At 38.9% G+C, this 19,840-nt stretch carries 14 protein-coding genes; 11 read left to right on the top strand and 3 right to left on the bottom strand.

Annotated elements, in window-relative coordinates:
• Positions 1–32: 32 nt before the first annotated feature.
• On the top strand, positions 33–491 hold the full coding sequence (locus J9318_RS08720) for a DUF412 family protein (protein WP_210559556.1): 459 nt from the start codon (positions 33–35) through the stop codon (positions 489–491).
• Positions 492–545: 54 nt separating this feature from the next.
• Here the strand turns inward: J9318_RS08720 and xthA are convergent, their stop codons facing one another.
• Positions 546–1,364, bottom strand: coding sequence for an exodeoxyribonuclease III (gene xthA / locus J9318_RS08715; RefSeq protein ID WP_210559555.1), 819 nt, complete (start codon positions 1,362–1,364; stop codon positions 546–548).
• 202 nt (positions 1,365–1,566) lie between these two features.
• On the opposite strand from xthA, the gene J9318_RS08710 reads away from it, so the two are divergent.
• The 5 genes from J9318_RS08710 to recD all read left to right on the top strand — a co-directional run bounded on the left by J9318_RS08710 (position 1,567) and on the right by recD (position 11,499).
• On the top strand, positions 1,567–1,854 hold the full coding sequence (locus J9318_RS08710) for a DUF6122 family protein (protein ID WP_342345688.1): 288 nt from the start codon (positions 1,567–1,569) through the stop codon (positions 1,852–1,854).
• A 131-nt stretch (positions 1,855–1,985) separates the two neighbouring features.
• The gene (locus J9318_RS08705; RefSeq protein ID WP_210559554.1) at positions 1,986–2,312 is read left to right on the top strand and encodes a hypothetical protein; all 327 of its coding nucleotides are present in this window, start codon (positions 1,986–1,988) and stop codon (positions 2,310–2,312) included.
• 64 nt (positions 2,313–2,376) lie between these two features.
• Positions 2,377–5,847, top strand: coding sequence for an exodeoxyribonuclease V subunit gamma (recC, locus tag J9318_RS08700; RefSeq protein WP_210559553.1), 3,471 nt, complete (start codon positions 2,377–2,379; stop codon positions 5,845–5,847).
• Positions 5,844–9,539, top strand: a complete 3,696-nt coding sequence (gene recB / locus J9318_RS08695) for an exodeoxyribonuclease V subunit beta (protein ID WP_210559552.1) — start codon at positions 5,844–5,846, stop codon at positions 9,537–9,539. The genes recC and recB overlap by 4 nt, the downstream gene beginning before the upstream one ends.
• On the top strand, positions 9,532–11,499 hold the full coding sequence (gene recD / locus J9318_RS08690) for an exodeoxyribonuclease V subunit alpha (RefSeq protein ID WP_210559551.1): 1,968 nt from the start codon (positions 9,532–9,534) through the stop codon (positions 11,497–11,499). Before recB ends, recD begins: the two co-directional genes overlap by 8 nt.
• Positions 11,500–11,657: 158 nt before the next feature.
• Here recD and J9318_RS08685 read toward each other — a convergent pair whose 3' ends face one another.
• The gene (locus J9318_RS08685; RefSeq protein WP_210559550.1) at positions 11,658–12,638 is read right to left on the bottom strand and encodes an ion channel; all 981 of its coding nucleotides are present in this window, start codon (positions 12,636–12,638) and stop codon (positions 11,658–11,660) included.
• Between the two features lie 176 nt (positions 12,639–12,814).
• Between J9318_RS08685 and J9318_RS08680 the strand changes: the two genes are divergently transcribed.
• Both J9318_RS08680 and J9318_RS08675 read left to right on the top strand, forming a co-directional pair.
• The gene (locus J9318_RS08680; protein WP_210559549.1) at positions 12,815–13,657 is read left to right on the top strand and encodes a pirin family protein; all 843 of its coding nucleotides are present in this window, start codon (positions 12,815–12,817) and stop codon (positions 13,655–13,657) included.
• Positions 13,658–13,761: 104 nt separating this feature from the next.
• Entirely contained in the window at positions 13,762–15,612 is a 1,851-nt protein-coding gene (locus tag J9318_RS08675) for a metallophosphoesterase family protein (RefSeq protein ID WP_210559548.1), read from the top strand.
• A 153-nt stretch (positions 15,613–15,765) separates the two neighbouring features.
• Here J9318_RS08675 and J9318_RS08670 read toward each other — a convergent pair whose 3' ends face one another.
• Entirely contained in the window at positions 15,766–16,950 is a 1,185-nt protein-coding gene (locus tag J9318_RS08670) for a class I SAM-dependent methyltransferase (protein ID WP_210559547.1), read from the bottom strand.
• 440 nt (positions 16,951–17,390) lie between these two features.
• On the opposite strand from J9318_RS08670, the gene J9318_RS08665 reads away from it, so the two are divergent.
• The 3 genes from J9318_RS08665 (at position 17,391) to J9318_RS08655 (ending at position 19,674) form a co-directional block, all read left to right on the top strand.
• Positions 17,391–18,011, top strand: a complete 621-nt coding sequence (locus J9318_RS08665) for an HvfX family Cu-binding RiPP maturation protein (RefSeq protein WP_210559546.1) — start codon at positions 17,391–17,393, stop codon at positions 18,009–18,011.
• A gap of 77 nt (positions 18,012–18,088) precedes the next feature.
• A complete protein-coding gene (locus J9318_RS08660) occupies positions 18,089–18,640 on the top strand; it encodes an NAD(P)H nitroreductase (protein WP_210559545.1) in 552 nt (183 codons plus the stop codon).
• Between the two features lie 62 nt (positions 18,641–18,702).
• Positions 18,703–19,674 (top strand): aldo/keto reductase, encoded by a 972-nt coding sequence (locus J9318_RS08655; RefSeq protein ID WP_210559544.1) that lies wholly within the window; start codon positions 18,703–18,705, stop codon positions 19,672–19,674.
• The last annotated feature ends 166 nt before the right edge of the window (positions 19,675–19,840 follow it).

The following is a 19,840-nucleotide window of genomic DNA, read 5'->3' as shown; positions in this document are numbered from 1 at the left end:
TATCAGTATAACGTTTAATTAGATTTGGGGGCATGACTATTTTAAAAAATACCTTTTACTTAGGTTACAAATTCAGTCAAACATGGCCCAAAAAAGAGCCTTATTTACTGATGTTTGAACAAACCAAGGCGATTCGCTTAACAGATCTATCTATGACTGCGGCCCCGGCGATTGCGTTAGTGACCGTGTGGCTACAAATATACTATTTGGGGATTGAATCATTGCAAACGGCTTTGGCGATGTCATTATTGATCTTATCAATTCCTGCCCATGGTTATTATCAATTAGGACAACAAGCAAATAGGCGTTTGCCCATTAGTTTACAAAATTGGTATAGAGAGATTGAACATAAAATAATTGCGCAACAACAAGTTCAGGCAAGTTTTGAAGAATCGAAACCGGTAAATAGCTATGTAATAAGCAGGAAGCCGAATAGTCGTTTAACCTTTATGGACTTAGCTTTATTATTGAACCAGCTGTTTAAGCAATAACCCAACGTGACTCAAGTTATTGCTTAACTATTTAAACAATTATGAAATGTTTATTTATATGTCAAAAGTGGACCAAATAGGCGCATGATCAGATGGTTTTTCAATTCCACGAAGTTCATAATCTATACCAGCGTCAATTACCTTATCATTCAGTAGCGGCGTCGCTAATATTACATCAATGCGTAAACCTCTATTGTCATCAAAACCACGAGAGCGATAGTCGAACCAAGAGTATTGTTCACCTTTAGTAGGGTGTAAGCTTCTAAATGTGTCGTGTAATCCCCAGTTTAATAGTCGAGACAACCATTCACGCTCTTCCGGTTGAAACGAGCATTTACCGGTTTTAAGCCAACGTTTTCTATTCGGCTCGCCAATACCAATGTCTAAGTCTGTCGGAGATATATTAATATCACCCATGACAATAACCGCCTCGTCAGCGTTTCTATATTCGTTTAAATAAGTCATTAAATCGTTATAAAAAGCACGCTTGTAGGGAAATTTTACTTCGTGATCTATGCTTTCGCCTTGTGGGAAGTAACCGTTTAAAACGGTAACAGGCGTACCGTTATAGTCAAAAGTAACCATAACCATGCGCTTTTGATGGTCTTCGTTATCCGTTGGAAATCCTTTTTGGACATTAGATATGTGCTCTGCGATATCATTTCTGACTAGCATGGCGACACCGTAGTGTGCTTTTTGACCGTGATAAAATACTTTGTAACCCATCGCAGTTACGGCTTCCTCTGGAAATGCCTCATCATGTACTTTTGTTTCTTGAAGACCAATAACATCTGGATTGTGCTTGGTTATAAGCGCTTCTAGTTGGTGTAGGCGTGCTCGTAGTCCATTAATATTAAAAGAAATAATTTTCATAAAATTCGCTTATTGAAGGTTCGTTATCATACTTATTTTGAGATCATGCCTCAGCACTTGAAATTAGGCAACGTTTTGCAACGGTGAATATTTATGTGAAATATTAAATATGACTAGCGAAACAGCGTAAGGATTCGTAATATTCCGAGATAGCTTATATTCGAGGAAACGTATTATTTTTCACATATTTCTACACTTTTTAGTGCCGGCTTTGGTGGCATTTATTTTCTTTCGTAAAAGTTGGCAAAAAGCATTCATAATAATGATGTTGACTATGGTCATTGACATCGATCATTTGCTCGCAACACCAATTTACGATCCGATGCGTTGTAGTATGGGGTTTCATCCTCTGCATACTTGGCCATTTGTTTGTATTTATAGTGCATTATTGCTATGGCCAAAAACACGTATCATAGGTGCTGGTCTTATCATACATATGGTGTTAGATAGTATTGATTGCAAAATAAATTTGGGCGTATGGATGATGTAGCAACTACAATCCTATCTAAGTATTTTTACATTGCCATTTCTTTTTTTACTCAGTAGTATTTTTAAATATCTTTTGTAAGTGTATTAAAAAAAAGAAATTATTAGCAGTGTTACGACTAAAGAGGCCTGCGTATGCCAAGCGATACAAAATTATGTGTACTGTTAAGAGTGGAACCAGGGTCGTTAGGGCCAAAAGGCCTTGATCATGTAGAAGACTATTGTGTTGTAGCCAACCGATATTTTCAAAAAATTCATAATCATCTGATAACTTGGAATGTTGTGCCAAGATACGACAAAACACTGCCTGAAATTGACTTTTTTATAAATGGCAAACATCTCAGTTCAGAACAAGCAAATAAAATGCTTGTGCTAATTAATAAAGATGAAGACTCTTTAGAGACAGAAGCCATGGAGCATGTTTCAAACTTAATTGATAAATATTTAGGACATCAATATTAACAATCAACAATTATCCCCAAATATTACTGTTTACCAGTCCAACCGTTTAGAAGCTCTTGTTACCTTGTTGTCCGAGCAAATAAAATTAAACCCAGATAGTCATGTTTTTAGCGCAGATACTATTTTGGTGCAGAGCCCAGGGATGTCGGAGTGGCTTAAAATTCAAATAGCGCAAAAACTTGGCATTGCCGCAAATTTAAAGTTCCCGCTGCCGAGTAGTTTTATATGGTCATTGTATCAATCGCTGATCCCAGATGTGCCAAAAACAAGCGCATTTAACAAAGATCGATTACGTTGGAAAATCTACCAGATATTACCAAATTATTCAGACACCCCAGAATTTTTAGCAATCACAGAATATCTTGAGCAAAACAATACCCAGCTGTCATCGTTCGCTAACTTAAGAAGATTCCAGTTAAGTGAAAAAATTGCTGACGCCTACGACAATTATTTAGTCTATCGACCAGAGTGGTTAAGCTATTGGCAACAAGGCAATGACGACTTACCAGGCACCGATGATATTGGTTTACAAAAATGGCAGGCCATTCTATGGCGTGGTGTCTGCGATGACATTGAACAGTCAAGCCAAAATGCGCATCACCGAGCATCATTGCACTTAGACCTATTAGACAAGATTAACAACGGCGATCCAGCCAAAATAAAAGACGCATTACCAAGTCGTTTGTTTGTGTTTGGTATCTCAAGTCTGCCTTCCCATCAGGTTGAGGTACTTCATGCGCTTAGCCAACATATTGAAGTGAGTATATTGTGGTTTAACCCTTGTAATATATATTGGGGTGACATTATAAGTGAGAAAACGTTAGCGAGACTTAGCCAAGCGCAAAGCCAAGTGGTTACCACGAACAATCAACATAAACTGGATTATTTCGTCACTGGGAATCCGCTATTAGCAAGTTGGGGTAAAGTAGGGCGAGATTATTTAGATAGCCTAGCCCAGCAAGACATAGATTTCGTGGATATTTTTGTTGCTGATCAACCAAATACTATATTAACCAAGGTCCAAAATGATATTTTAAATTTAGAGTATCGAAACAGTAACGCACCATTAAGCATAGAGGCGTTGAATGCAGACACTGGTAAAGAACAGCTACCATTAGGTGACGATAGTATTCAAATACATAACTGTCATAGTCGATATCGTGAATTGGAAGTACTAAAAGATAAGCTCTTATATTGGCTAGATAACGAAGAATTAATGCCAAAAGACATCATAGTTATGGTGCCTGATATTAATGACTACGCGCCTTTTATCGACGCTGTTTTTGCTAAAAACCTGAAGTCGCCAGAACAAACTATTCCTTATAGTATTTCAGATAGAAGCTCGCTTACCGAAAATCCGCTATTAAATACGTTTATCTCATTACTAGGCTTACCGACATCGCGCTTTACCGTTAGTGAAGTCCTGGACTGGTTGGAAGTGCCACTTGTGATGGACGCATTTAATGTTGAGGCAAGCGAACTTGAACTAATAAAGACTTGGGTAGTTGAATGTGAAATAAAGTGGGCTGTTGATGGTCAGCATAAAAGTCAATGGTCTATGCCAGCAGAAGACATCAATACCTGGTTATATGGCTTAAAAAGAATGGTATTAGGTTTTGCCCTCGACCAAGAATCGGTTTGGCACGGAACTGCGAGTTATACCAGCATAGAAGGGCTCAATGTAAACATTCTTGGTAAGCTCATATCGTTTATGAGTTATCTGGCGCAACTAAAAGTACGATTTAGTGACGATGCAAGTGTTATCCAATGGCACCAACGCATTGACGAACTAATAACAGACTTGTTTGCCACGGATGACGCCAATGAGAAAGACTTTATTTCAACTAAAAAACTACGCGAAGCAAACCAGCAACTGATTGAATATGAACATAACAATGACATTAGTGGCCCAATTAATAACTTAATCGTTCAACACTTCTTTAAACAAGGTTTAAATGAATCAGGCGTATCCCAGCGATTTTTAGCGGGGCGAGTTAACTTTTGTACATTAATGCCTATGCGTTCGGTTCCGTTCAACATTGTTTGCGTTTTAGGCTTGAATGATGGTGAATTTCCTCGTCACGTTGAGCCACTGAGTTTTGACTTAGTTGGCTTGAATAAACCACGAAAAGGGGATAGGGCGAGAAAGTTAGACGAGCGTTATCTATTTTTAGAAGCCTTATGTTCTGCGCGGCAAAAATTGCATTTAAGTTACCTTGGTCAGTCGAATAAAAATAACCAAGAACTAATGCCATCTGTATTACTGAGTGAGCTGATTGACTATTTAGATGAAAGCTACATTGTCGACAATCCATCCGATGGCAATAAGTCTAAAAAGGTGAAGGATCACGTTATGATCCGCCATGCATTGCAGCCTTTTAACCCCTTGTATTTTGTCGACAATAGTGGTTCGTGTCGGCCATTAAGTTATAATAATCAATGGCTTGAGTCTTCATTGTTGTTGAGTAAAAAGACTCGTGATGTTCAGGTTGATAATGTTAAAAGCACTTGGGATAGCACAAATGATCCTTTTTTAACATTAACGAAAAGTTCTGACTTAACACCCGTCGACAATGTGATAAATGTAAATTTGGATGAGTTAATTACGTTTGCGAAAAACCCGATAAAGCATTTTTACCGACAACAGCTTGGCCTATCGCTTAATTTAAATGATCACAGTTTTAGTGATGTTGAATCTTTTGAGCATGATGGACTTCAGCGGTACAAGCATGTGGCGAATTTAGTAGATTTAAATGCGGATATTGAATCGCAAACGGAACACGCCTGGTTAACTTCAGGCGCTTTTCCACCACGAAAATGGGGCGAAGATTTACTCAATGATTATCAAAACACCGTAAGCTTAATGGACGAGAATGTAAAACAGTTACGAAGTGAGTATTTAGCGAACGCTAAATCAAGTTCGTCTCGCAATATTAAATTATCGATGGAATTAGACGTTGATTCGTTGTCGGTACTATTAAACGCGGATTTTAAAATTGATCACGGCTTAACCTTAGTAAAAAGGCTATCAAAAGACGTGCGAGCAGACGATCGAATTGAAGCTTGGTTAATTCATTTATGCCGAAGTTTATCAGACAAGCCAGGCCCGACCTTTTTGGTGTCGCACAATACTGGAGATTTCATTTCATTTAATAATATCGAACCAGAGCAAGCTTCTACGTTATTAAAAGAATGGTTGCGGGCCTATTTAACGAGTAGCGAATTTGCTAAGCCTATACCCTGGTATGGCCGTTTTGCCTACAACACTGCGCTAGCTATGCTTAAGGGCGTTCCTCAGTACAAAATCATAGAATCTACTAGACAGCAAATTAACAATGATATTGATGATCCAAGAGCACTCATAGATGAGCATGTTGTTCGTCATTTTGGTCCTAAACATCACTTGCAAGATGCTTTTTTCACTATTACCGAAAGGTTACTTTGTCCACTTGTTGAGCATCAAGTTGAAGGTAAAATGAAAAAGTTAGCGAGCTTTATGGAAGAGTATGTAAATCAAGGAGGGTTATCACGATGAATGAACTCAATCCATTAACCCTGCCATTAACGAGCAACGCGTTAATTGAAGCAAGCGCGGGTACAGGTAAAACCTACACCATCACGACGTTATATCTAAGAGCTATTTTAGGATTGCGCGACAGTCAACTTGAACAATTACAGCCGTTATCTATTGATCAAATTTTAGTGGTGACTTTCACTGAGGCGGCAACACAAGAGCTAAGAGATCGCATAAGAAGTAAACTAAAAGACGCCCAAATCGCGTTGCTTAAGTTTATGTCAGATGATGCGACAAAAGATATAGATTTGTCATTAAAGTCGATAATAGAGCAGTACAGTGCGTTATATATGCGATTAAATGTCGATTCCAGTCGAGAAATTGCCGTATTATCTGCATATCATAAAATTCAGGACGCTATTACGTTAATTGATGAGGCATCCATTTTTACTATTCATGGTTTCTGCCAGCGTTGTTTAAACCAGTTTGCTTTTGAAACCAAGATGGCGTTTGAGCAAACGTTTGAAATGGACAATCGTCCTTATGTTAAACAAGCGCTGTACGACTTTTGGCGACAATATGCGGTGCCATTATCAGGCATAGAATATCAACTTTTTCGATCGCGCTGGCCAAACCCAAGCAAACTATTGTCTGATATTGCTGAGTTACTAAATAAACAAGTCATTATTGAGCCATCGCTGGCACCTATCGACTATCAAAATACCTTATCTAAATTCATAGACTTAACCGCGGCTTTGCATAATGAACTGCAAACGTCTGATTTTTTTGCTGTGCTTAAAGATGCAGGAGTGAATGGTAGAAAACAACTGATAACAAAATTACCCGTACTTGAAGATTTTGCGCAAAGACCAGTAGGTAGTGTTGCGCTGAGTCTTGATATATTAACCATCTGGTGTAGTGAAAATGTCGCGGATGCCAGCAATTATAAAAAGGGACATTCGCCTATAGGCCATTCGGTTACTGGATTATTTGACCAACTTGCAGTGGTGGGTAATAAATTATTAGATAGCCAATTTGATGGTTATTGGTTAACGCAGGCAAAACAATTTATTGAAGTTAGTGCGTTAGGCATCAAGGCCGAACAACAGCTACTTACGCCAGACGACTTACTGTTGCAACTGCAACAAGCTTTGTCTGATGAGATAAATTCTGACGCGCTCATTAAAAGCATTAAGCTAAGATACCCGTTGGCCTTCATTGATGAATTTCAAGATACTGATCCTGTACAATATGATATTTTTAATTGCCTTTATCAACCCGCTGATGATCAGGACTTTGATAGTAATATGATAATGATTGGCGATCCTAAGCAAGCCATCTATCGTTTTCGCGGTGCCGATATTTTTACTTATATTAAAGCCAAAAACAATTTATCAGAGCAGCGACATTTCACTTTATCGACTAACTGGCGGTCACATCGTGACTTAATTCAAGCGATTAATCATTTTTTTGAAACGAGTCCAAATAAGTTTGAAGAAGACTCGATACCCTTTATCTCGGTAGGCTCAGGCAAAGATGATAGCGTACAACTCATTGAAGATAATGGTTTATCACCAAAATTAGAGATAATGCACTTTTCTGCTCTGGATGCAGAGAAAGAAACCGATACCGATGCAATTGGTTATTCTCTTAGCGAAATTCAGGGTCCAATAGCACAACAATGTGCACTTGATATTGCTACTTTGCTTAAAAAGTCTGAACTTAACACTTGTTATTTTGAGTCCCCTAATGGCAATAAAGTCGCGGTTCAGGCAAATGACATCGCAGTTTTAGTGCGTAACCGGCGTCAAGCAAAGTTAATTAAAAACACGCTAAATGAACTAGGTGTACGTTCGGTGTATATAAGTCGCGACAGTGTCTTTGATAATCCGTTAGCAAAAGACTTGCTCCGTTTATTAGAAGCTATTCATACACCAATTAACGAAAGAAAGGTCAAAGCCGCCGTAGCCACAGATTTCTTTTGTTACTCGCTAGAGCAATTGTATTCATTACAACACGATAGTAAAAGTTGGCACCAGCACTTAGTCTGTTTTCATCAAGCACACGAGTTCTGGTCTCAAGGTAAAATATCAACGGCGTTAAATTATATATTGGACTTCGCGGACACTTACGCAAGTTGGCAAAGAGACAACTATGACTTTGAAAGACAGGTGACAGACTATCGACATTTGTTAGAGCTTGTTCAGCAAGAGGCCATCGTACAGAACGGACCCGAAAAGTTGATGGCTTGGTTACGCCAAACCGTGATTGAAAATGCTAAAGAGGCCAATGAAGAAGTTTCAATGCGCTTAGAGTCTGATAATAATTTGGTGCAAATTATTACCATGCATGGTTCAAAAGGGCTTGAATATCCAATTGTATATATTCCTTTTGCGACAGAGTTTAAAGCACAATTAACGGCACTTCATCACTCTAATCGTCTTGGCGGGTTAAGTTTAAGAGTTGATAAGCGTAAAATAGAGATGCAACTTGCAGAACAAGAACGGTTATCAGAGGATATTCGATTATTGTACGTGGCAATGACCCGCGCAAAACAACGTTTAGTACTGGGTTGTTTTAATCTCAAGGCCAAGTCAAATAGTAAAACGAGCTGCGTCGAAAAGTCGGCGTTCGGACGACTAATCTTAGGTAGAGATGCAAATAAACTCTCAGAGCTTAATTGGCAGGAAGCGTTAAAAAATCACTTTATAGCCTTAGATACCAAGGTCGCAAAATTACGGTTTATTGAACCTAGTCAGATAAAAACGGTTTTTGAAGAAGCCGGTAAACTTTCATTAGCAGCGCAGTCTGCGCTGGAAGTTGAACTTAATTGCAATCAATTCCACGGTGAAATAGATCAGAACTGGAGAATACTGAGTTACTCGGCTTTAGTGGGCAGCGGGGAGCATTTTATTGCCGGCGCTACCGACGAGCAGTCGTCGCAATCTGAGAATGAGCAAAATTCGATGTTTGATATCAATAATCAGACACGCTTTACTTTCCCAAAAGGTGCTAATCCGGGTTCGTGTTTGCATCACATATTTGAGCATTTAGATTTTACGGTACCTGTTAATAAGCAAACCAAGGTTATTGAAGACGCACTGCAGCTTTTTGGCTTAGATGACGAGCTAGTTAATGGCACATCACAATGGCTTCAATCCGTACTTGAGACTAATATTGATGATTGGTCGCTATCGCACCTTAATAAACAAGCCCGATTAGACGAGATGGAGTTTTATTTTGATGTTCAATCACTTAGTAGTGATATGATTGGTAACGCGTTGCGGATGTGTGGCTTCGATAGCAACAATATCAATACCAATGTACTGAGGCAGAGTAACCTTAAAGGTCTGATAAAAGGCTTTATTGATTTAACAGCGGTAGTGGATAACCAATATTATGTTATCGATTACAAATCAAATTTTTTAGGCGATAACTTTGATGCTTATGAACAAGGCAATTTGAAATTAGCGATGACCGATCACAATTACCATTTGCAGTTAATAATTTATAGCTATGCATTACACAAATGGCTTTCGTTAAAAATAGTAGATTACGACTACGATAAACACGTAGCTGGTGGTATCTATTTATTTGTTCGAGGAATGTCAGATATATCAATAAATACAGGTGTTTATAGGTATAAAGTGCCTTTTGAAGTAATCCAGTTTTTAGGTAACGCGTTACAAAACGGAGCTAACAAACATGGATGAGACAAAGCTGAACACGCAAGCGACCTCTAGTTTAAACGAAGCAAACTCACTATTTATCGATAAAGAGCGCGCAGCACTTCCAGTCATGCATTTATTGAAAAAGCTCAGATTAGATGGCGTAATTTCTGACGCTGATTACCATGTTGGTTGTTATTTTGGTAAAGAATTGAACCTATCTAAAATAGACGTGTTCAATTTAGTAGTTCTAGTCGCTACTAGATTGAGCGTTGAAATAAACAGGCAAAATACTTGTTTTGCGCTTAACCAATTAATGTCTTTAGATTGGATTATGAATGCAAATCTACCTTTGCCACCTCAAGAGTCGTGGTTAGCGCACTTAACCGAATCCGGTGTTTGTGGTGAGCATTGTCCATTGGTAGAAGCTAACGGCTTTGTGTATTTTAATCGTTATTATCAAAAAGAGTTGCTGGTGGCCGCCTTTATTATTGCCGGTCAGTCTTATAAACCTGCCCATCATTGGTTGCCAAATTCTGTATTAGCGGGCAACTCTAGCTTAGTTGATAACTTGTTTACGGGTAACAATGACGAGTCGTCACAAAGCATTGATTGGCAACACCGCGCCGTATATAACAGTCTTTGTCACCGCTTTTCTGTTATTACTGGTGGACCAGGAACCGGTAAGACTACGACGGTAATCAAGTTATTAACCGCGTTAATCGAGATGTATTTACCACAACCTGAACTTATAAAACGCCAAATAGGTTCATTTACGATTAAATTAGCAGCGCCAACTGGTAAAGCAGCACTTAGATTGACGGAGTCGATAACTAAAGGAATCGAAAAATTAAATATTAGTGATGAGGTCAAAAACCTGATCCCTATACAAGCCTCAACAATTCATCGATTATTAAAGCCATTAGGACAAAACGAGTTTTACTACAACGCAAATAATAAACTGCCGATTGATGTTTTAGTTTTAGATGAAGCGTCTATGGTTGATTTAAGTCTTATGGCTAAGTTGATGGCTGCGTTACCTGATCATTGTCAAATGGTTATGATTGGTGATAAACAACAGTTAGCCTCAGTAGAAGCGGGTAACTTATTAGCTGAGGTGTGCTCACCACTGACCACTATGTCTGACGAACAGCAAAATCAGCTCTTTTATGTCACTGAACTAAAACGGTCGTATCGCTTTGATGCATTAGGTGGAATAGGTCTTTTAGCCAAAGCTGTAAATGAAGGGCGAATAAGCGCCGTTGATCATTTGTTGGTGGAAAACTCAATAAATACAGATAAGCAAAGTGTGCAAGCATTTCTAGAAAACTCTACCGTTCTTAGTTGGTTAAACCAGCAAATTCATTCTGTAGGAATTGTTGTTAATTTAATGGTTAATCATCATTTAACTATGTTTGAGCAGATAGTCTGTTTAACATCGGAAAATGAGGAGTCGCAAGTCAAATCGCTATTTGAACATTTGTTTAAGTTACAAATATTATGTTGTGTAAAACAAAGTCAATTTGGTGTGGAAGCGATTAATAAGTTGGTAAAACAGCGACTATCGCAATTGGGACATGTTGATTGGCATCATGAGCATTATGTTGGTAAACCGATATTAGTAACCGAGAATGCATACCACCTGGGATTATTTAATGGTGATATAGGCTTGCAGTTACCTGATCCTGCTTCCGGAATATTGATGACCTACTTCGTTGACGGCAGTGGCAAGTTAGTTAAGTTGTTTAACCAACGCTTACCAGCTCATGAAATGGTTTATGCGATGACAGTCCATAAGAGTCAAGGCTCTGAATTTGATCACACCGTTTTATTAATGCCAGGCGAAGAAACTGGCAATAAGTTATTGAGTCGAGAGCTAGTTTATACAGCAATCACTAGAGCCAAAAAAAGGTTCACCATTTTTGGTGATAAGCGACAAATACTTAATTCGGTAGGGCAGCATACGCAACGGCAGTCGGGGTTGAGTAAATTATTGTTTGATTAAAAAAAGGCCAGCGGGAGCTGGCCTTGTCCAACAGGATTGGAACTTAATAATGAAGAAATAGCACAAACACGGTCTCAAGATGCTTGCGCTATTCATTAAATAAGACCTGAGTTATTTGAATAAGTTTCACCAAAATAGAAAAAAAACACTCGTTTTTACTATCTACTTGTTTTCTTTACAAATACCACAACGTATAAGGCTAGGGCGAAACTACCTATAAAGGCCTCGAAGGTCGCCACTGCTCTAGCAAATCCAATTGGATGAATATCTCCATAACCAAGGGTTGTAAAGGTAACCACACTAAAATAAATAGCTGAACCGAAATGATTTAAATTTTCAGCAAAGCTATAGTTTGAGTTATAGCCTATTGGGCCATAATTCGACTCCACCCCTAGCGTAAAGTACATGCTTGCGCATAACAGAATAAACCACAGTGAGAACGCAATGACATTGCGTGGCTTTTCACCATAACCACAAAACAAATCAACCATTTTTGAACCTATACGTTCTGCGGAGTATTTGGGCTTTTGTTTTCTGTTCATTGTTAATTCTTTGTATGCAAACTCTCCAACTAAATTCATTAAACCATTATCTTGTGCCGCTTTTCTAAAGGAACGGTAAATCTCCTCAGATTGCTCATAAAAGTCGATCGCCTTTCCATTTTCACCTTGTTTATCTGCTAACTTTGCAATTCCTTCCTGGTACACGTGAGACCCAAGACTGATATTATCTAATCGAGCACCTTTGAGCTTTACACCAAGTAAATTACAGTTATGAAGTTTGGCACAGTGCAAATCTGCGTCGTGCAGTTGCGCTTTCATCAATGAAGAACTTTCTAAGTTAGCGTTAAAAAGGTGAGCGTTACGTAAATTAGCACGATAAAAATCTGAATTTCTAAAGTCGTAGCCCGTTTCGGACCCATAATTAACTAACCTTACGTTTTCTAGATTTGCTTTCTTTAATCGCAGTCCTTGTGTTACGCCACCAGCCGCAATAAATTCCTCTAACTTCATTGCAAGCTTCATGTTCGTCTTATCTATATGCGCGTCATGCCAAAAGCAGAAACCATTTCCTATATCCAATTCATTACAGCAGGCCCCATCTGTCGATATAAAGGTACAAGTCGTTACTTTCTGCATAGTCTCTCAACGCGTCTTATTAGTGCTATGTTATTAACCATAGACAAGTTTTTAATATAGGGGCAATGTTTTAAAAACGTTCTAAAAAATAGAAAGGATGGGTCAATTAAACGCGATATACATTTTTTGATATCTAACTATCATGATGAGTATATTGAATTAATGAGTAACGCATTATGAAAAAACAAATAACAAGAGTATTAAACGGTATGCCGACGCAAGATGGCGCGGGCGTAAATTTAACTCGCGCAATTGGTCAGCCTGCATTACGGAATTTAGACCCGTTTTTAATGTTAGACGAAATAAGGTCGGACAATCCCGATGATTATATTGCTGGTTTTCCAGCTCACCCGCATAAAGGTTTCGAGACGTTATCCTATATGATCCAAGGTAGTATGGAGCACAATGACTCCACTGGCGGACATGGGCTTATAACATCCGGCGGCGTGCAATACATGACAGCAGGTAAAGGCATTATTCATTCAGAAACGCCTAAGCAGGACTCAGGCATGTTGTTTGGCTTTCAGCTTTGGCTAAACTTGCCAGCAAAAGATAAGCTACAACAGCCTAAATATATTGATATACCAAAAAAAGACATACCGGTTTTGAAAGGAACAGAAGATACAGGCGCAGACGCGACGATAAAAGTGATTGCCGGAAAATTTAACGGTGTGGGTACCGAAGGTCCAGTTGTTCGCTCTGATATCGAAGCAGAAATTTACGACGTTACGCTTAATAAAGGTTCATTAAGCACTAATATACATACTGACAAACGAGGCTTTATCTATGTTTACCATGGCAAGCTTGAAATTAACGGTCAGGTTGTTGCGGCTAAACAAATAGCAACTTTAGGCGAGGGTGAAGCCATTGACTTAGTTGCATTAGAAGAGTCTGGTTTTTTATTGTTAGCCGGATTACCTATTAACGAGCCTATTATTCAGTACGGCCCATTTGTCATGAATTCAATGAGTGAGATAGATACAGCGCTGCGTGATTATCAGTCGGGTAACTTTGTATAACATTTTGTTACTTAGAGTATATGGTTAAACAGTTGAATATTTGATGAAAGCTAGCCATAGTAGCTAGCTTTATCTTTTAACATGTTTAAAAAGAAGACTTATTTGTGTTGATAACTTCTCCGTCAATTTTATGTGGGCCGTTTTTACGACTCGTTGATAAAGAACAGGCTAATATTTGGTTTGTAACGAATCAGCAACAGGATTACCAAATAAAAGTCAGCACAACCGGTGGTGAGTTAGCTATTCAGCAAGCCCTTGATACAGTGCAAATCGGGGAGCATTGTTTTGTGAACATGGTTAACGTTCGACCAATGGGGGCAGAGTGGTCGTACGCGGTAGAGCACAACTACTTAATAATTGATAACTCTCAGACGATAATTTCACCGTCGGGTAATGACGTATTCTCATTTAAGGTAAACGAACAAATATCTTCGGTTATTCAGGGTTCTTGCCGCAAACCTGATCATCCTTCAGTAGATGCGTTTAATGGCATAGCAGAGCAGGTAAAAAGCAATTTCACTACCCGCGCTGATTATCTTTTAATGACAGGCGATCAAATCTACGCTGATGACGTATCCGCTCCCATGCTGGTGGCCGCTCAAACACTATCGAAAAAATTAGGGCTTTACTCCGCTGAACATGAATTAGGTAATGTATCAAAACAACAGTTAGATTGGCGTTATTCACTTAATACCCGTAGTCAGCTCTTCCCAAAAAAAGAAAAACAGAGTCGTTGGGCAAACTTTTGGCATGGCGACGACATTATATCCTCACGTTTTCATGACAATCATTTAATTGGGCTTGACGAGTTTTTTGCTGTTTACTTATTAACTTGGTCTTCTACTGTATGGAACATGGTAAAAGAAGAAGTGACGTTAGCCGAAAAGAAAGTTCACGGTGAATTGAGGTCCGCTTATCGAAAGGATTGGATTGCCTTACAGGGTTTTATTGAGACACTGCCTGATTTTGAATTCACCTTAGGAAATGTCCCAACCTTAATGATATTTGATGATCATGATGTTACTGATGATTGGAACTTAAGTGTTGACTGGGAAGAGCATGTTTATGGGCATTTGATTACCCGTCAAATGATTCGAGATGCGTTGCTGTCTTATACTGTTTTCCAAGGTTGGGGAAATAACCCTGATAATCATCAACCTTTGATAAGTCAGATCAAACAGTTGTCAATGACAGAAGATTTTGCAGACAATAATTTTACCGAAACACTTTACGACTTTAATGATTGGCATTATCAAATAAATAGTACCCCTAAAATCGTAGTGCTTGATACCCGAACACATAGGTGGCGTTCAGAAACGTCCGCTAAAAACCCCAGTGGCTTGATGGACTTTAAACATTTGGAAGAGCTCGAGCGACAACTTTTTGAACCGCAAGTTGCCATGTTGATTGTTTCTCCCGCGCCTGTTTTTGGCGTTAAAGCTATAGAGGTAGTTCAAAAGATATGTGCACTATTAGGAAAAGAGTTGCTGGTGGATGTAGAAAACTGGATGGCGCATCAAGGGTCAGCTAAAAAATTAATGAATATGCTTCGCCATGACAGCGCACCGGATGAAGTAATCATAATGTCTGGCGACGTTCACTACTCTTTTTGTTTTTCAGCTCAGCGACGTTTTAGCTCCGACACTGATCGTATATGGCAATTAACCTGCAGTGGTTTTAAGAATCAATTTCCACCGGGTTTACTAAAGTTTTTTGACTATATAGATAGGTTTTTATATTCGCCACATAGTTTGTTAAATGTATTCACTAAAAGGCGTAAGTTAGAAATTGAACATCATCCGTTAAAAGCTGAAGCAACGAGATTTAAACAACGCAATTTACATACGCAGTCGGCTGCGGGCTTAGTGGAACTTGACAGCGAAGGGAAACTTAAAGGCTATAGTTTGATCACATCGGACAACCATCAGTTATTCTTTGATTTGGAAGAAAGTTAATTTTCAAGAAGTTGACTTTAAAAAGTGAATTTGAACATAGTTGGTTAGGTCAAATAAGTAATCAGTATTTGCCGCCAAAAATTAGTTCGGTAGGGCTAAAGCGCTGCGTCTTAATGACGCCGCGCATTTTGTTCAGAAAGCCTGGCATACAGATCAGAATACCTGGCAAACAAAACCTTTTAGATAGAAACCTTCTGGGTAAGCGCTAGAGATAATATGGTCATGCGCTTGGCTTAATTTTTCTTTAAAGAATACATCCCGATTGGCATCTAGTGCCGCATCCGCAACGACTTTTTGAAATAGATTTGTTTCCATTAAGCCAGAGCATGAGAAGGTCAATAGATGACCACCTGGATTCAAAAGCTCCATAGCAATACGGTTAATGTCTTTATAGCCACGACATGCACCGTTTAATTGTGCTTTTGATTCAGCAAATTTTGGTGGATCCATAACGATAACGTCAAACTTTTTACCATCTTCTTTATATTTACGAAGTAACTTAAAGACATCATGCTTAACGTATTCAACTTTCTGATTATCAAAGCCATTTAATTCGACGTTGCGCTCAGCAATAGCAAGTGCGTCTGCAGATAGATCGACCTGAGTTACGCTTGTTGCACCACCACGCAGAGCGTATAGCCCAAAGGTACCTGTGTAACTAAAGCAATTAAGTACAGATTTGTCTTTTACATAAGTTTCTAAAGTTGCTCGGTTATCGCGTTGGTCTAGATAAAAGCCAGTCTTATGACCTTGCTCGACATCAACGTAGGCCTTGATGCCATTTTCTGAAATAACTATTTCGTCCGCTAATTCGCCATGCACTAAACCACGCGCTTTTTTAATGCCTTCTTTACCTCGTACGTCAGCGTCTGAGCGCTCATAAATAGTAAAACCTGGAAATACTTCTTTTAACGCTGAAATGATATCCTCACGTTGGAACTCTGCGCCAGCACTGACTAGCTGTATAACAATCGTTGTATCAAATACGTCGACTGTAACGCCCGGTAATCCATCATTTTCAGCTGCTAATAAGCGATAGCCTGTTAACTGTCCCTTAGCAATAATATCTTGGCGAATTGCTTGCGCGCGTTGTATACGACGAACGAAAAACCCGTGGTCGATAGCTTCACCTTGTTCGAAGCTCCATATTCTTGCTCTTATTTGAGAATGAGGAGAGTAAGAGCCTGTTGCTAACCAGTTGCCATCTTCATCTTTAATTTCTATCGTTTCACCTAATGCTGGGTTATCAATAATTTTTTTGATGGCTTTGGAGAAGATCCAAGGATGCTTTCGGGTGATAGCTTTGACTCGTTCATTTCTAATAATAATTGCAGGCATAGAAGGCTCAGTTTTGTTGTTGCGATAAATAGGTCGCGGATTTTAGTCTAAATGGCAATTATAGCAACAAAAGCACTAGTATTAATTTGTTAACAGTGATTGTTAAAGCACCATTTTTGTAGGAAAAGTGCGTTATTTTGATGACGAATTAAGCCAGGCTTTAATTATTTTGGTCGTTATCTCTGGACGTTGACTAACGTATACCTGAACTAAATTTTTTAGTTTCAACTGTCTTTGCTCAGCCTCACTAATTTTTCGTCGCATTAACCTAATCTTATTCCTCGCTCGCGCCATTCTCTCTTGCTTTGTTAATTCACTAATAGGTCACCCACCTGAACTCTATGTACAAACCAATTATTGTTTAAGGCCCATGCAATTTTAAAAATAAAAACGCGGTCCTATACACTATATTTATATCAAAGTGACAAATAGGGCAATGAATGAAGAAGATATTTAATTATTACGAACGATGGGTGGCAAAAATGGAGCACTTAGATGGTATTCCACCACTATTAATTCGACTGTATTTGTCGCCGATTTTTATTCAAGCTGGCTGGAATAAATTGATTAACTTTGATAGCACGGTTGCTTGGTTTGCTAATCCAGACTGGGGCCTGGGATTACCGTTTCCAGAGTTACTTGCCGGAATGGCCGCTGGAACAGAATTTATAGGAGGTTGGTTAATACTTGTAGGCCTAGCGACACGAATTATTGCAATTCCTTTAGCTTTCACAATGGCCGTCGCCGCATTGACAGTGCATTGGGATAATGGATGGTTAGCAATAGCCGACGCATCTAGCTGGATGGCCGATGGTACCATCATTCTAAATGAAAGTGTTTTAGCCGCGACAGCTAAAAAAGAAGCTGCGATCACTATTTTGCAAGAGCACGGAAACTATGAATGGCTCACTAGTTCAGGTTCTTTTACTATTTTAAATAACGGAATTGAATTCGCTGTAACTTATTTTGTGATGGTCTTGGTATTGTTATTTGCTGGCGCTGGCAGATACACAAGTATTGATTACTATATTCATAAGTCGATGGCTCAACAAATAAGCTAGACCAATGTTATATAAGGGATGGGAACGAGTTTATAAAAGCGTTAAACTGTTTGCATTGTATTACGCAGGAAAACATTATGCAGGCGCTAGATTTATTATTAACTCGATCATCCTTTTCAAAACTAATAGCTCCAGCGCCAAGTGGGGAGCAATTAGATAAAATTCTCCAAGCTGGGCTTCGCGCACCTGATCATGCTCACCTTTCTCCATATGAAATTATAGTTTGTGAGGGTGAAGGGTTGACTAAGCTAACAAGCATTTTGGTGGAATCAGCAATCCAGTCAAATTATCCAGAAGCAAAAATTGAAAAAGCAAAAACTATGGTATATCGCGCACCTATGGTTATTGTCACAATTATGCGATTTAAAGAACATGAAAAAGTGCCACGTGTAGAGCAAGTTGCAACGGTAGGCTGTGCGACGCAAAATATGCAAATGGCGGCTCAGGCTATGGGGTTTAATGGTATTTGGCGCACCGGCTCATTTGCAACGGATAGCAATGTTAGAAAGTCATTTGGTCTTGATGAGCAGGATGAAATCATTGGTTTCTTATATTTAGGCACGCCAGAATCTGAGCCACCAATAAAACGCGATCGAGACCCTCAGAAGCTGGTGACTTACTGGCGTTAATTACAACTCGTTAAAGCTTTTAATTCCCTTGTCTTAAACGTCATTTTTTAATTTGGATATTTATGAAAATTACCACAACGTTACACAATTTAGGTGTATCCAATCGATTAGTCTACGGATGCATGGGACTGGGCGGCGGCTGGAATAACCAAGCCATCTCTGATCAAGACATAAAACAAGCCCATGAGGTAATTGACGTAGCGCTAGAGGCCGGGATCCAATTATTTGATCATGCCGATATTTATACTTTTAACAAAGCTGAACAGGTTTTCGGTAAAGTCATTAAGCAACGCCCAGAGTTGTTAGAACAAATTGTGTTGCAGTCAAAGTGCGGCATTCGTTTTGAAGATGACGCTGGCCCGAAAAGATATGACTTCTCAAAAGAATGGATAGAGTCGAGCGTAAAAGGCATTTTAAAGCGTTTGAATATAGAACAGTTACCAATATTACTTTTACATCGTCCGGACCCATTAATGGATTCGATGGAATTGTCTGATACCTTAAACACATTGCAACAACAGGGCTTAGTTGGACATTTTGGTGTTTCTAATATGTCGTCACATCAAATGAAGTCACTGCAACGTAACTTGAACACACCGTTAGTAATAAATCAGTTAGAGCTAAGCTTAAGTAAACTAGACTGGCTGGAACAAAGTGTAACTAGCAATGTCGGTAGTAAAGTGGAACATTCTTTTCCCATTGGTACACTTGAATATTGTCAAGACAACGAAGTGCAGTTGCAGTCTTGGGGGAGTTTAAGTCAAGGCATGTTTACAGGAAGTTCAGTGGCAAATGGCAATGAAGATATTAAGAATACTGCTAACCTTGTAAAACTAATTGCGAAGGAACAGGGTGTATCGCCTGAAGCAATTATATTAGCGTGGGTTATGAAACATCCTGCTAATGTAATGCCAATTATAGGTACAACTAATTGCCAACGAATAAAAGCCTGTCAACAAGCGTTACAAGTGGAGCTTAGCCGTGAGCAGTGGTACCAACTTTATGTTAGTTCGCGCGGTCAGGAGTTACCATAATAGGGACTAAGGTTGCACTTGCTAATTATTTATTGCACGGTGTACTTAATGATTGATTGATAAGTAAAACTAGGTGTAGATATATAATAAATTTTATTAGTCACTTAGTGAATGTTTCTATTAGAATGCGCGCCATTCTTAGCTGCTATTAAAGTGGCTCACTTTT

Origin of the sequence: Psychrosphaera aestuarii (assembly GCF_017948405.1) — a bacterium.
GTDB classification, from domain to species: domain Bacteria; phylum Pseudomonadota; class Gammaproteobacteria; order Enterobacterales; family Alteromonadaceae; genus Psychrosphaera; species Psychrosphaera aestuarii.
Note: the sequence above shows the minus strand (reverse complement) of the source record. Positions and strands in the feature narration are given on the sequence as shown.